Source organism: Emticicia sp. SJ17W-69, from assembly GCF_051209875.1.
In the GTDB taxonomy this organism is placed as follows: Bacteria; Bacteroidota; Bacteroidia; order Cytophagales; family Spirosomataceae; genus Emticicia.
This window is the reverse complement of the sequence record NZ_JBNTQY010000003.1, coordinates 22328-35061: the sequence shown is the minus strand read 5'-3', so window position 1 is coordinate 35061 and position 12734 is coordinate 22328. Positions and strand designations below refer to the sequence as shown.

Here is a 12734-nt window from a genome sequence, read left to right as displayed (position 1 = left end):
AATATAAGAAGAAAATGTATATCAATAAAAACATTAAGGTCAAATTTCTACTTCAAACAAGTGGTATGCATTTGGTTTGGATAGTATCATGGATAAGTAGCGTTTACTTTCTCTATTATTATTTCAATTTTAAATATATTGCTATTCCATGGACAACCGTAGGTGTAATAGGCACAGCAGTGTCGTTTTATATTGGCTTTAAAAACAATCAAGCCTACGATAGGCTCTGGGAAGCTCGTAAGATATGGGGAGGTTTTACCAATACAAGTAGAATGTTAGCAACAAGTTTAAGGGCATTTTCCATGCCGTGGAATTCAGAAAACACTATTGCTCAAGGTGAAATACAAAATAATATCAAAACCATTTTAAACCGTCACATAGCTTATTTATACACCTTACGTCACCAATTATTAATCCCCACACCTTGGGAACATATTAGTCAAAAGTCAAGAGTGGGTACAGTAAATAGAACCCGAATGAATAAATATGGTATCGGTTCTTTAGAAGATAATTTAACTGAAAATATAATCATAAATCACTTAAACGAAACCGAGCAAAATAACTTACATACTTACAAAAATGTTGCGACATATCTTATTGATTGTCAATCACAGCATCTTTCTAAATTAAGATTAGAAAATATCATTGATGATTTTCGCCACATAGAACTTCAAAAACTTTTAAACGACCTACTCGACTCACAAGGCAGAGTTGAACGAATAAAGAACTTCCCCTTGCCACGTCAATATGGCAATGCCAGCTTTATTTTTGTTAGTATTTTTATTTTTTTATTACCCTTTGGCTTGGTTGCTGAGTTTTCAAATATCAGTAATTACCTATTTATACCTGTGGTGTCACTGATTGCTTGGGTCTTTCTCATTATGGAATTAGTTGGCGATTACTCCGAAAACCCATTTGAAGGCTTAGGCAATGATATACCCATGCTTTCGATTTGTCGCAATATAGAAATAGACCTAAAACAATTGATAAACGACACTAATATCCCAAAACCAATACAAGCTGTTGATGGGGTATTGATGTAAGTAAATAGATACTCCAGTATCACAAAACGACAATTTTAAATCAAACAAAAGGATGGTTAATTGGTTATTTATTTCGGTTAAAATTATTTCTTAAATAGCCTTATAAATCTCAGTACCGCAAATATCAGAGATTGTTTTAAGCCAATCACTGGAATTAGTCCATAGCTTTTCATTATTTTCATAAACTCATCCATATCCGGAATACCATCTACATTTGTTACGATTGCTATATCATGGAAATATTCATAGCCAAAAACTCCTGGAATAATTTCACAGTAAAACTCTATGGTATTTGGTGTTTTATTAGCAATCTGATGAACTACGCCTTTAGGAATAAGTAAAGATTCTCCTTCTGTCAATTCAAAAGTTTTACCACCAAGAAACACCGTGATCGTACCTTTCAGACATTTAACGGTTTCATCAAAACTCTCATGGTAATGAGCAATAGGAGTTCTTGAGCCAGCCTTTACAACACATATAAATGTATTTTTATCAGGTGTTTCAGAAGTAAATGTTACATCAAATCCTGCTTTGAAATTTATTACACGAGATTCCATTTTAGTATTGTTTAATTTATCAACCATGTTCATAGTTTAAAAACATTTGAAATTAAAACAAACCTACGGAAGCAAATTTGTAATTTTCTTGATTTGAGATAAGAAATCAATGTTGAGTAATTTTTTTTCGAATACGACTGAGTGTTTCAGGAGTCATTGCAAGGTAGGAAGCAATCTGGTACAAAGGCAATCGTTGAAGCAAAAGTGGTTCTTCCACTAAAAAACGAAGATATTTTTCTTCAGGGGTTTCTACTGTAGCTTCCGCAAGGCGTTTCTTAAGCTGGTAATTTGTATCCTGCTGTGCTCTTATAAACCCCATAGTAAGGGCGGGGAAATGAGTTATCGCATGTCTCCAGTTTTTTTGATTTATTCTGTAAAGTTTACTATTCTCAAGTGCTTGTAAGTTTAAGTCGGTTGGTTTATTATCCAAAAAACTAACCAATTCGCTAGCCCATTCACCTTCTGTTTTGAAATAGATTGTACGTTCCTCTCCATTATTATTAATATAATACTGTCTTAAACAACCTTTCTCTACAAAATAAACATGTTTTGCGATTTCTCCTGCGGCAAAAAGATGTTCATTCTTTTTTACATCAATAAAGTTAAATAAGGAAATGATTTCTTTACACTCATTCTCTGAAAGTTTATACCAGTCTTTTAATTGGGTAAAAAGTAAAGAAAAGCTCATTTTAAAACAGTTTTCTATTGAATGATTTTATAAATATCCTCAATTTTTTCGTCAAAAACACACTTTTTTATTAAGCCGTTTAATACAGACTTTTAGAGGAAAAGTATAGATAGGGCGTCAATTGGACAATCTACACTTTCATAAAAACTCGAACTCTTAAATAATATTCTCAAAAAACGATGTTTTTGTCCAAATTTGCATCACAATACGACTATTTTAAAGCCAACTCTTATTCCGAAAACAGCTTACTGGGTGTTCAAAAAAACTTTTTTACTTTCTTATGTAGGGATCTTATTTTTGGCGAACATAATCAGAAAAAACCAGCAGTTAGTATTGATTTTACAAGAGATATTAATGAATTAGCCTTTGAAACCATTGGGAAATTTCGTCTGATTGATGAAGATGCCTATGGAGATGAATTTAGATATTATGTCCCAATAAATGAAGATGATAATGCTTTTGATGTACTAACAGAACTGGATAAAAGATTTAAAAATACCTGTGATGTTCCTAAAAAAGAAAAAGACTTTAAAAAAATAATGTCTGCTAAATTCGCTGTTGAAGAGCATTTGAAATTAATGAGTAATCAAATTGTCCAGATTAGATTAAAGAAATCGGACGTGGCTCCATTATCAAGAGAAATATATAATGATTTATGTTTGATAGGTTTGGAAGATGTATGACACTGATGGAGGTATTAAATTGGGAACATCAAATAATTTAATCCTTTCATTTTTTGAGTCCTTTGTGATTTTGAAAAATTCACCCTACCTTTACCATGAAAATTGAAAATATAATTTACAGATTTCATGGAAATAATAAGAAATATAGAACCGTTGTTGGCCGAATATCTGACAATTTTTCCTGTGGTGGGCATCATTGGGCCTCGCCAAGTTGGTAAAACTACTTTGGCTAAGGCATTGGCAAAAAATCAGCCGATTCATTACCTTGATTTGGAGTCGGCGGCTGACCGTCAGAAATTGTCTGACCCAGTGCTGTATCTGCAAAATCATCAAAATAAACTCATTATTTTAGATGAAATTCAGCAAATGCCGCAATTAATGGCTGAGTTACGGGGTATTATTGATGCTGATAGACGGGTCGGTCGCTTTATAATCTTGGGTTCGGCTTCGCCTACGCTAATTAAGAAAAGTGCAGATTCGTTGGCTGGTCGAATCGGTTATATTGAGTTACCATCTTTTACGCTCGATGAAGTTGGCCATGAAAATGAAACCAAACTTTGGCACAGAGGTGGGTTTCCGCTTGCTTATTTGGCTGGATCGGAAAGAGGAAGCATGATTTGGCGGAAAAACTTTATCAAAACCTATATCGAAAAAGATTTGGCTTTGTTGGGTCTAAGTGCCGAACCGCAAACGATTGAGCGTTTTTGGCGAATGTTGGCGAGCGTTCATGGCAATTTGTGGAATTCGGAAAGTATTGGTCGCTCAATGGGTTTGACACACCCAACCATCAATCGGTATTTGGATTTAATGGAAGGAGCTTTTTTAGTTCGTCGGCTACAACCTTACTTTGTTAATATTCCCAAACGCTTGGTAAAATCACCCAAAATATATTTGCGTGATAGTGGTATTCTGCACGCTTTCAAGGATATTATTCAAGAAAAAGACCTACTCGACGACCCTCAAGTGGGTGCATCGTGGGAGGGGTTTGTGATTGAGCAAATCATCGAAGAAATGCAAAATATATTGATTGATGGTCAACCCTATTTTTATAGAACCCAACAAGGTGCAGAGTGCGATTTAATTTTGGAGCATAACAACCAAGTTAAGGCAGCAATCGAAATAAAATTCAGTTCGGCCCCACAAATCAGTAAAGGATTTAGAATAACAATGGCAGATACGAATGCCCAAGAAGGCTTTATAATTGCCAAAACCAATGAAACGTATAAAGTAGAAGCAAATATTACGGTAACATCACTCAGCAAGTTTTTGACGGATTTTTTACCAAAATTATAGATGAATATCAACGCCACTCTTATCAATTATTTGCATTTATGCCACAGCAAGCTATGGCTGCAGGCCCATGCCATAGGCATGGAGCATACATCTATATCGAAATAGTGCCGCAACTCCAATCGCACCTTTATGGAATTGATATAGAGTCATAAAGAGAAACGACACTCCAGTCTCACAAAACCACCGATTTTTTTAAATTTTTATACGTTCTCGGAAATATTATACTTTACCTATTTTAGTAAATAATGAGTTTTACCAATATTTTGTGAGTCTAAGCAAAAGTCAGTTTGATTTCACCATTTAAAGCTTAAAACCAATAAAATTAAATTGACTTATTTTAAATAAAGTATTGTTGTTACAATTTGTAGTATTTAACTATCTTAGATAAATCACCATGGTATGCAACCAGATGATGTAGTTCTTCGATTAAAAATTATTTTCCCAAATAGAGAGGACGTAGAAAAAAGAATTCACCAATATAGCATTAGCTGAAACATTGAAAATCAGTCATGCTAAAATCACACACTTTTGATTCATACATGATTCAGACATTGATTCAAAAAAAAGTCTATATGTTTCAACTGGATTTTCTTGAAACCAGCTTGATTCAGCTCTTGATTCAAGTAGATGCAGCATATTACCCCAAGTTTTACGGTTGAAGAAAAAGAAGAAGTATTGAAGCCTCTATACGAACACATTAAAAACGTAGAAGCCGAGATTGCAGAGTTCAAAGCGAAGCTAACTTTAGCATAAAATCGGTTCATAAAGGTTTTAAACTCCGAAAAAATCTTTTATATATTTGTTGTTAAAATATTATCACAAATGGAAAAGCTACGAAAACATATTGAAAATATAACGCCTATAGATGAAATTGAGTTTGAAAGTATAAAAACGCATTTCATTACAAGAAGAGTTAGAAAAGGTCAATATCTCATCAGCGAAGGTGATGAAGTTAAGCACGAATACTTTGTGTTATCGGGTATCTATAAGGTGTTTTATGTAGATGAGCAAGGAAAAGAATATATCTTACAATTTGCCCAAGAAAATTGGTGGATGTCAGATTATCCATCTTTCTTTAAAAGAAAACCCGCTACAATGTATATTGAATGTTTGGTTGAAGGTGAAGTTCTATGTCTTACTTTACAAAGCAGAGAAAAGCTTTCAGCCGACTATCATAAAATGGAGCATTTCTTTCGGGTAAAACTCACCAACGGCTATGTGGCTCTGCAACTAAGAATCAAACTCCTGCTTTCAGGAACTCCACAGCAACGCTACGAAGAATTTGCAAAATTATACCCCAATCTCATGCAGCAGATTCCCAAAAAGTTAATTGCTGAATTTTTGGGCGTTAGTCGAGAAACACTCAGTCGTCTGTATCAATGATCAATTTCAATAAACTTAAATGCAGGCTTCAATAGAAATATTTTTAAATTCTGTAAAAGAAATTTGCCCTGATATTTCGGAGGAATACTTGCTATATTTTGCTTCAAAAGTTTCAGTACAGGAATTAAACAAAAAAGAATATTTTGCACACGCAGAAAAGGTTCAAAAAAGCATTGGATTTATAACCAAAGGCTTGGTTAGAGCTTATTTTATCGACCCCGATGGTGATGAAAAAACTGTCGGTTTTTACGCGGAAGGAGATTATGCCACGCATTATCCAGCATTTATTGCACAAAAACCGAGTAGGTACTTTATCCAATGTTTAGAGCCTACCTCTATGATTTGTCTTTCGTTTGAAAATCAGCAACTTTTATATAAATATTCTCCGATTTTTGAAAGGTATGGGCGAATCGTAGCCGAAGAAGTGCTAAAAGCTCAACAAAACAGAATCGAGAGTTTTATTTTTGAAACGCCCGAGGAGCGATACCTTAATTTCATGCAATCAAATTCTGCTCTCTTCAACAGAATTTCACTCTCACATCTTTGTAGTTTTCTCGGCATCGAGAGGCAGTCACTTACCCGCATTCGACAAAGAATATCACATCAATAGTTTTTTGGCTCTTAAGTGTCAGGTACGCCTTTCATTTAGAGTAGAACTTTGCAGTATCAAAATAAACAAATACTGCAATGGCAAAGAACATATTACTCATTTTAGGACACCCTTCAGAAAAATCATTCTGCAACGCCCTTCTTAGTGCCTATCAAAAAGGTGCCGAAAACTCAGGAGCTAATTGCAAGACCATTTATATATCAAGGCTAAAATTCGACGTAAATCTAGCCGATGGATATAAAAATGGAGAAGCTATGCAACTCGAAGAAGATTTGCTTGATGCTCAACAACTTATCACGTGGGCTGACCATCTTGTGTTAGCATATCCAAATTGGTGGGGTTTTATGCCTGCCATCACCAAAGGCTTTTTAGATAGAATATTTCTACCTGGTTTTGCCTTCAAAAACCATTCGGGAAAAATTTTCCCTGAAAAACTTCTTGCGGGAAAAAGTATCAGGATTATGGTTACAATGGATACTCCCAAGTGGTGGTTTTATATCATCTATCGTGCATCACAATATCAAATTCTCAAAGACATTATTTTCGGATACATTGGATTCGACCCTATTCGGTTTTCAACTTTCGGATTTATCAGAAAATCAACTGATGAAATACGGAGGAAATGGCTCAATGAAGTAGAGCAATTAGGCAAGCAATTTAAATAAATAATAGAACGGACGTGCCGAACACCGTGATACAAAGTAGGCAAAACAATTAAATTTAATATACAATGAAAAAGTTAGTTTTAATGCTGCTTAGTGCGACAAGTTCAGTATTCGCATTTGCTTCTTGTACTAAGGAAGATACAACCCCAAGTGCCAAATCTCAAACCTATGTACTTGTTCATGGTGCATGGCAAGCCCCTTATGTATGGGATGCCGTTCGTGCAGATTTAACAAAAGCTGGTAATAAAGTAATTGTTGTGGAACTTCCTGGGCATGGAACAGATAAAACTCCGTTATATACCCTCACCTTGGATTTATACCGTGATAAAGTAGTGGCTGCAATCTCTCAATTAAACGAAAAAGTAATACTCGTCGGGCATAGTATGGGTGGTATGGTCGTTTCAGCGGTTGCTGAAAAAATGCCCGCAAAAATCAATAAAGTAGTCTTTATTGGAGCGTTCCTTCCAACAAATGGGCAAGCGTTAGTTGATTTGGCCTTCTCAGACCCAGATTCACAACTCGGCCCAAATCTTGTCGAATCGGCAGACAAACTTATGCTTGATATAAAAAAAGAGAACCTAATTAGTTTGTTTATCAATGATGGTAGCCAAAATGAAAAAGAGAGTGTATTTACAAATTATAGAGGCGAACCTTCGATTCCGTTGACAAATAAGGTCACATTGACACCTCAAAACTTTGGCAGTGTAGAAAAGGTTTACATCAAGACACTTCAAGATGTAGTAGTTTCGCCTGGCTTACAAGACCGCATGATTGCTGGAGCAGGTATTAAGACAGTATATACAGTCAACACAAGCCACTCTCCATTTTTATCTCAACCTACCGAAATAACTAATTTACTCGTTAAAATCGGTCAATAATTCTTTAAAACAGAGAAGGTACGGTCATCAAAATATGTAATTGAACGTACCTTCAACTTTTCAGAAGTGATTCAAATCACATTTTATTAGTGACTTCGCTCCTTCGACATTGACCGAGCGGAATCTAATTTTGTATCATCAATTTAACAACTATCAATCATGGATTTAATACTCAATAACAAAAAAGTTTTGGTATCAGGCTCGACAACTGGTATCGGATATGCCATAGCAAAAGGTTTTGCAAAAGAAGGAGCATTGGTTTATGTAAACGGCCGAAACGAAAAAAATGTAAATGAAGCTATAAGTCGCATTAAAAGAGAAATCTCAGAAGCTACGGTTTTCGGAATTGTAGCAGACCTTACAACTGAAGCAGGTTTTAATAGTGTGGTAAAAGAAGTACCAGAAGTAGATATTTTGGTCAATAACCTCGGTATTTACGAACCTGTTGATTTTTTTGAATCGAAAGATGAAGATTGGCTCAAGATGTTCAATATCAATGTTTTGAGCGGAATCCGCCTGACACGTTTATATATGCCAAAAATGTTGACAAATAATTGGGGAAGAGTGCTATTTATTTCAAGCGAATCAGCGATACAAATTCCAACCGAAATGATTCATTATGGTATGTCGAAAACGGCTCAGCTATCTATTGCTAATGGTTTGGCTCAACTAACAAAAGGCACTGGCGTAACTGTAAATTCTATTTTACCCGGTCCAACATTCTCAGAAGGAGTAGAACGCTTCATTGGCAACCTTGCCGTACAAAAAAATCTAACACCGAAAGAAGTTGAGCATCAGTTTTTTGCCGAAACCCGTCCGTTGAGTTTGTTACAACGATTCATTTCACCTGATGAAGTTGCCAGTGCAGTGCTGTATGTTTCGAGCCAATGGGCAGCCGCAACCAATGGTGCAGCTATCAGAGTTGATGGTGGAATATTGAAAGGAATTCACTGACAGAAGTGATTTAAATCACACTAACAAAGTGATTTCCCTCCTTCGAGTCAGAGCCTATTAGGTAGTAATTTTACATCAGAAATCAGAACAATACCGACATGGAGCAGCTCACGGTGAAGTTCGAAATAAATAATCAAAATTACAATTTTAAACATTTATAGATATGAATCCGAAAGTATTAATCATCGCATCAAACGCTAATTCAATTGGCCCAAACAATAGAAGAACTGGTACATTTTTACCCGAAGTGGCTCACCCTTATGCCGAATTTAACGGTGCAGGCTACCAAATTGATTTTGCAACACAATCGGGCGACACCCCATACTTAGACGCTCTTTTCTTAGCCGATGACCCAGATAACTTGGCATTTTTGACTGGTGAGGGCTGGGCAAAAATGCAAAAAGCGGCCAAATTATCCGATGTAGATGTAAACCAGTACGATGCCATCTTTATTCCAGGAGGCTTGGCACCAATGGTAGATATGGTAGAAGCTCCCGAATTGAAAAAAGTAATCGCTGATACTTATGAAAGAGGAGCCGTTGTAGGTGCTGTTTGTCATGGACCTGTGTCTTTATTGAATGTGAAATTGAGTGACGGTAGCTATTTAGTAAATGGCAAAAATATTGCTTCGTTTACCACCGCCGAAGAAGATAATTATGCACGAACTGATGTGTCTTTTGACCTTCAATCGGCACTTATTGCTCAAGGTGCAATTTTTCACGCTGCTGAACCATGGTCGGCCAATAGTATTGCCGATGGACGAGTAGTAACTGGTCAAAATCCAGCTTCTGCCAAAGGTGTTGCCGAAAAAATGATTGCCATTTTAGAAGCATAATTTGTAAGTCCTTGCTCTTCTTTCAATAAAATTAAATGGAGCAAGGACTATTTTATTCAATTTTTTGATAAAAACTAAATCATAAAGACATGAACTCGAACGTAATTTTTGTATTTGCTAAATGGCAAGTTGCCGAAAATCAATTACCGAATGTATTTAATCTACTGAGCGAAGTATCCGAAAAAAGTAGGGCCGAAAGTGGTAATTTGTTTTATAAAATTCACCAAAGCCAAACCGATGAAAATACCTTGATATTATCTGAGGCGTATCAAGATGAAAACGCTTTGAACGAACACAGAAACTCTGAGCATTTTCAAAACATTGTTGTCAAGCAAATTGTGCCCCTTTTAGCAAATCGAGAGGTTTATTTGACTAATGAAGTTCTGAATTAATAAAAACAGCCTTTTTTGAAATTTTTATATATTCTCGAAAATACAGATATTTTTCCATTTTGCTGAAATATTGAATTTTGTCAATATTTTGAAAGTAAAAGTCCTTTTGATTTTACCCCAGTGCCTTAAATCTTCTGTTATATTTACAATTTGTAAATATAACAGAAGAAATCACAATGTTATGCAGACGCATGTTGTAGTTCTGCCAAAAAAATATTTCTCTAAAGAGAGAGGGTGTATAAAAAGGTACATACCTATAAAGTACTGGCTCAGACTTTGATTCAACCTTGATTTAGAATTTTTCTTTCCCAAATCTTCAAAAGTAAGATTTTGATTGTATTATTGGCATCCACAATCCAAAAATAACTAAACTACTTTTACTTATCCTTCAACTGGTAGGCACTAATCGGTACTCTTCTATGCCTGAGATATTTATACAGCGTCATTTTAGAAACACCGATTTCAATGGCAATTTGATTGACTCCCATTTTGCCATCTTTGTAATAGCTTTCGGCCAAAATCGCTTTTTGTTCTGCTTCTTTGGTCATTCCTTGGCGACGACCTCCTTTCCTGCCTCTGGCACGAGCGGCTTCCAAACCGGCCTTGGTGCGTTCTCTTATGAGGTCTCTCTCAAATTCTGCAAAACAGGCAGAGATGTTAAAAAATAATCGTCCTTGAGGAGAAGTAGTATCAATCGCATCGTTGATACTTTGAATCCCTACCTTCTTTTCATTCAGTTGGGCCACTACTTCCAGTAAATGTTTTAAGGAACGACCCAAGCGGTCAAGTTTGTAAACCACAACAATATCATCTTTACGAATTTGATTCAAAAGTTTGGCCAGTTCCACCCGATCGGTTTTAGCCCCCGAAGCAGTTTCTTTAAAAATGATTTCGCAACCCGCTTTGGTGAGTAAATCGGTTTGCATTTCCAAACTTTGATCTTTGGTACTTACTCGGGCATAGCCAATTTTCATGTGAAGCTGATTTGTATATATTTAATCATCTAAAATCAAAGATAATTATACTTAGATTAATATACAACATATATATACTATTTTTCTTCTTAAAACATATTAAAGTAGATGTTTCTTAATTTTTAAATTAAGACAAAATTGGTCTAATCAAACGGGCGTTTCTTTGGACTCTCAAAACAAAGGTTAGTGGCTAAATGGAGCCAGAAAAATATAGGAATTAAATAAAGTGAGTTTCCGATATTTATTTTTCAAAATACAACTGTGATGAAACCAAATGAACGAATCAATCGACTGAACCTACTTTATTGACTATATTTTCTACATAATATATATGGGTGGTTTAATTGAACCTAATTTTTCAAATCTGTTAAGATTTATTATTGAATAATCCATTTAATATTTATAAAAAATCAAGAAAATGTAGGTTTCATAAAAATCGTAGCATAGTTTTGTATCCATGAATTTGATGTCAAATAGTAAACGAGGCTTGGCAGTTTTCCTGCTATTGCTTACCAGTGTACGCATACTGGTAGTGCCTGGCAAGTTGCTCTAAGTTCTGGTTGTGGTTTATTTTGAGTCATTACTTGTAACTCTTTATTTCATAAAATTTCCCAGATACTTAAATGCTCTACAATTTCGGCAATGCTCCACCGCTCAGCCGATTCTTTGAAGTTCCACTGAGGAGTGCTTAGGTTTTCTGTTGCTTTTATCAAATCAACTTTCGTACGGGTTAAGTTTTCAAGGACAACCTTTAGGTCATTGCTTTCGGTAGTTTGAGAAAAACCTGATAAGGAAGCTGTTTATATTGAGATGATAAAAATGATTTTTTCATGATTGAATTTTGCTTTTTTATTGTCAATAAAGTTTTTCTCTTTTAGAAAAACAAACAGTCATATCGAAAACACTTACAAATTATTTTACCCGTACCCATTTTTCTACAAACTGACTCCATTCGGTTTTTGGGTGTTCTTTACCTTCGGGGTCAATGATTCTGATTTGTCCAGCCATGTGTAGTGTATCTCCTTTAATTTCCCATTCTTGTTCGCCTATCCATCCAAACCATTCAGGCTTTGAACCATATTTGTAGGTTTCTGTATAAATATTTCCCTTTAAGCTAAATGGACCAGCATAAGCACTATTAAATGTTCCGTCGTTTTTCAGAATAATTACTGAGAAATACCCTTGATTATAGGTCTTAAATTGATGATTCTGAAAATTTAGTTTTTTGCCATTTTTTTCAACCAAAATCCAGTTGCCGTCTATTGGTGATTTTTTCTGAGCAAAACCTATTAGACCAATGGTCATAAATGCGAGAGCAATAATGAAGAATTTCATATTCTTAATTTATTTATAGATTTTTTTACTGATGAAAAGAATTATTTCAACTCAAACCAAGTCCAGACAGCAGTAATAATATCAATTCCAGCAAAGAGAATTAAAGCTGGTAGGGTTTGACCCAAAAGGACTAAAATGACAAAACCAATACCAACAGTGATTCTGCCCCAGATGGTATATTTTACAACTTCAGCATTGCCAAATTTTATAATACCGTAATAGACAATAGCAAGAGTAATAAGTACTATACCAAGTACTTTTATCCAAATTTCAGAAGTAGGAGGAAACCCAAACATGCTCAAAAGCATATTAGGAACAAAAATGAGTTGTACGGCTGTAATAAAAACATAAATAGCCTGTACAATAAGAGAAAGGGAGCGTTTTGTAGGCATTGTTCTTAGAATTTAAAAGGTTGATATTATTTATTTTATTGGTGTAAGAGCC

16 protein-coding genes and 1 pseudogene are annotated in these 12734 nt (G+C 35.1%); 11 read left to right on the top strand and 6 right to left on the bottom strand.

Going from position 1 to position 12734, the window contains the following annotated elements; all coding sequences use genetic code 11:
* Positions 1–14 precede the first annotated feature (14 nt).
* Complete coding sequence (locus tag ACQUQZ_RS24625) at positions 15–1043, top strand: bestrophin family protein (RefSeq protein ID WP_435357852.1); 1029 nt, start codon at positions 15–17, stop codon at positions 1041–1043.
* Between the two features lie 83 nt (positions 1044–1126).
* Here the strand turns inward: ACQUQZ_RS24625 and ACQUQZ_RS24620 are convergent, their stop codons facing one another.
* Both ACQUQZ_RS24620 and ACQUQZ_RS24615 read right to left on the bottom strand, forming a co-directional pair.
* Positions 1127–1600, bottom strand: coding sequence for a cupin domain-containing protein (locus ACQUQZ_RS24620; protein WP_435357851.1), 474 nt, complete (start codon positions 1598–1600; stop codon positions 1127–1129).
* Positions 1601–1706: 106 nt separating this feature from the next.
* Positions 1707–2288 carry a Crp/Fnr family transcriptional regulator gene (locus ACQUQZ_RS24615; protein WP_435357850.1) on the bottom strand — a complete coding sequence of 194 codons (582 nt, stop codon included), beginning with the start codon at positions 2286–2288 and terminating at the stop codon, positions 1707–1709.
* A gap of 185 nt (positions 2289–2473) precedes the next feature.
* Between ACQUQZ_RS24615 and ACQUQZ_RS24610 the strand changes: the two genes are divergently transcribed.
* From ACQUQZ_RS24610 to ACQUQZ_RS24565, 10 genes are all read left to right on the top strand, one after another.
* The gene (locus tag ACQUQZ_RS24610; RefSeq protein ID WP_435357849.1) at positions 2474–2971 is read left to right on the top strand and encodes a hypothetical protein; all 498 of its coding nucleotides are present in this window, start codon (positions 2474–2476) and stop codon (positions 2969–2971) included.
* Positions 2972–3097: 126 nt separating this feature from the next.
* Positions 3098–4264, top strand: a complete 1167-nt coding sequence (locus ACQUQZ_RS24605) for an ATP-binding protein (RefSeq protein WP_435357847.1) — start codon at positions 3098–3100, stop codon at positions 4262–4264.
* Positions 4265–4891: 627 nt separating this feature from the next.
* Positions 4892–5017 (top strand): hypothetical protein, encoded by a 126-nt coding sequence (locus ACQUQZ_RS24600; protein ID WP_435357845.1) that lies wholly within the window; start codon positions 4892–4894, stop codon positions 5015–5017.
* Positions 5018–5086: 69 nt separating this feature from the next.
* The gene (locus ACQUQZ_RS24595) at positions 5087–5647 is read left to right on the top strand and encodes a Crp/Fnr family transcriptional regulator (RefSeq protein WP_435357844.1); all 561 of its coding nucleotides are present in this window, start codon (positions 5087–5089) and stop codon (positions 5645–5647) included.
* A gap of 19 nt (positions 5648–5666) precedes the next feature.
* A complete protein-coding gene (locus ACQUQZ_RS24590; RefSeq protein ID WP_435357843.1) occupies positions 5667–6257 on the top strand; it encodes a Crp/Fnr family transcriptional regulator in 591 nt (196 codons plus the stop codon).
* Positions 6258–6334: 77 nt separating this feature from the next.
* Positions 6335–6922 (top strand): NAD(P)H-dependent oxidoreductase, encoded by a 588-nt coding sequence (locus ACQUQZ_RS24585; RefSeq protein ID WP_435357842.1) that lies wholly within the window; start codon positions 6335–6337, stop codon positions 6920–6922.
* Between the two features lie 65 nt (positions 6923–6987).
* On the top strand, positions 6988–7800 hold the full coding sequence (locus tag ACQUQZ_RS24580) for an alpha/beta fold hydrolase (protein WP_435357840.1): 813 nt from the start codon (positions 6988–6990) through the stop codon (positions 7798–7800).
* Between the two features lie 159 nt (positions 7801–7959).
* On the top strand, positions 7960–8754 hold the full coding sequence (locus tag ACQUQZ_RS24575) for an SDR family NAD(P)-dependent oxidoreductase (RefSeq protein ID WP_435357838.1): 795 nt from the start codon (positions 7960–7962) through the stop codon (positions 8752–8754).
* 163 nt (positions 8755–8917) lie between these two features.
* Positions 8918–9589: a type 1 glutamine amidotransferase domain-containing protein gene (locus ACQUQZ_RS24570; protein ID WP_435357837.1), complete on the top strand. Its 672-nt coding sequence runs from the start codon at positions 8918–8920 to the stop codon at positions 9587–9589.
* Between the two features lie 89 nt (positions 9590–9678).
* Positions 9679–9981, top strand: a complete 303-nt coding sequence (locus ACQUQZ_RS24565; protein ID WP_435357835.1) for a putative quinol monooxygenase — start codon at positions 9679–9681, stop codon at positions 9979–9981.
* A gap of 377 nt (positions 9982–10358) precedes the next feature.
* On the opposite strand, the gene ACQUQZ_RS24560 is transcribed toward ACQUQZ_RS24565, so the two are convergent.
* The 4 genes and pseudogenes from ACQUQZ_RS24560 to ACQUQZ_RS24545 all read right to left on the bottom strand — a co-directional run bounded on the left by ACQUQZ_RS24560 (position 10359) and on the right by ACQUQZ_RS24545 (position 12682).
* Entirely contained in the window at positions 10359–10955 is a 597-nt protein-coding gene (locus tag ACQUQZ_RS24560; protein ID WP_435357833.1) for a recombinase family protein, read from the bottom strand.
* Positions 10956–11554: 599 nt separating this feature from the next.
* Positions 11555–11677: pseudogene (locus tag ACQUQZ_RS24555) on the bottom strand (DinB family protein); the annotation flags it as partial.
* A 190-nt stretch (positions 11678–11867) separates the two neighbouring features.
* Complete coding sequence (locus ACQUQZ_RS24550; protein WP_435357831.1) at positions 11868–12290, bottom strand: hypothetical protein; 423 nt, start codon at positions 12288–12290, stop codon at positions 11868–11870.
* Positions 12291–12331: 41 nt separating this feature from the next.
* Positions 12332–12682 (bottom strand): hypothetical protein, encoded by a 351-nt coding sequence (locus ACQUQZ_RS24545; protein ID WP_435357829.1) that lies wholly within the window; start codon positions 12680–12682, stop codon positions 12332–12334.
* Positions 12683–12734 lie beyond the last annotated feature (52 nt).

Bases quoted from the DNA above. Each gene is read 5' to 3' on its own strand.
- ACQUQZ_RS24625 (WP_435357852.1), top strand. From the start codon at position 15: ATGTATATCAATAAAAACATTAAGGTCAAATTTCTACTTCAAACAAGT.
- ACQUQZ_RS24620 (WP_435357851.1), bottom strand. From the start codon at position 1,600: ATGGAATCTCGTGTAATAAATTTCAAAGCAGGATTTGATGTAACATTT.
- ACQUQZ_RS24615 (WP_435357850.1), bottom strand. From the start codon at position 2,288: ATGAGCTTTTCTTTACTTTTTACCCAATTAAAAGACTGGTATAAACTT.
- ACQUQZ_RS24605 (WP_435357847.1), top strand. From the start codon at position 3,098: ATGGAAATAATAAGAAATATAGAACCGTTGTTGGCCGAATATCTGACA.
- ACQUQZ_RS24600 (WP_435357845.1), top strand. From the start codon at position 4,892: ATGCAGCATATTACCCCAAGTTTTACGGTTGAAGAAAAAGAAGAAGTA.
- ACQUQZ_RS24595 (WP_435357844.1), top strand. From the start codon at position 5,087: ATGGAAAAGCTACGAAAACATATTGAAAATATAACGCCTATAGATGAA.
- ACQUQZ_RS24590 (WP_435357843.1), top strand. From the start codon at position 5,667: ATGCAGGCTTCAATAGAAATATTTTTAAATTCTGTAAAAGAAATTTGC.
- ACQUQZ_RS24585 (WP_435357842.1), top strand. From the start codon at position 6,335: ATGGCAAAGAACATATTACTCATTTTAGGACACCCTTCAGAAAAATCA.
- ACQUQZ_RS24580 (WP_435357840.1), top strand. From the start codon at position 6,988: ATGAAAAAGTTAGTTTTAATGCTGCTTAGTGCGACAAGTTCAGTATTC.
- ACQUQZ_RS24575 (WP_435357838.1), top strand. From the start codon at position 7,960: ATGGATTTAATACTCAATAACAAAAAAGTTTTGGTATCAGGCTCGACA.
- ACQUQZ_RS24570 (WP_435357837.1), top strand. From the start codon at position 8,918: ATGAATCCGAAAGTATTAATCATCGCATCAAACGCTAATTCAATTGGC.
- ACQUQZ_RS24565 (WP_435357835.1), top strand. From the start codon at position 9,679: ATGAACTCGAACGTAATTTTTGTATTTGCTAAATGGCAAGTTGCCGAA.
- ACQUQZ_RS24560 (WP_435357833.1), bottom strand. From the start codon at position 10,955: ATGAAAATTGGCTATGCCCGAGTAAGTACCAAAGATCAAAGTTTGGAA.
- ACQUQZ_RS24550 (WP_435357831.1), bottom strand. From the start codon at position 12,290: ATGAAATTCTTCATTATTGCTCTCGCATTTATGACCATTGGTCTAATA.
- ACQUQZ_RS24545 (WP_435357829.1), bottom strand. From the start codon at position 12,682: ATGCCTACAAAACGCTCCCTTTCTCTTATTGTACAGGCTATTTATGTT.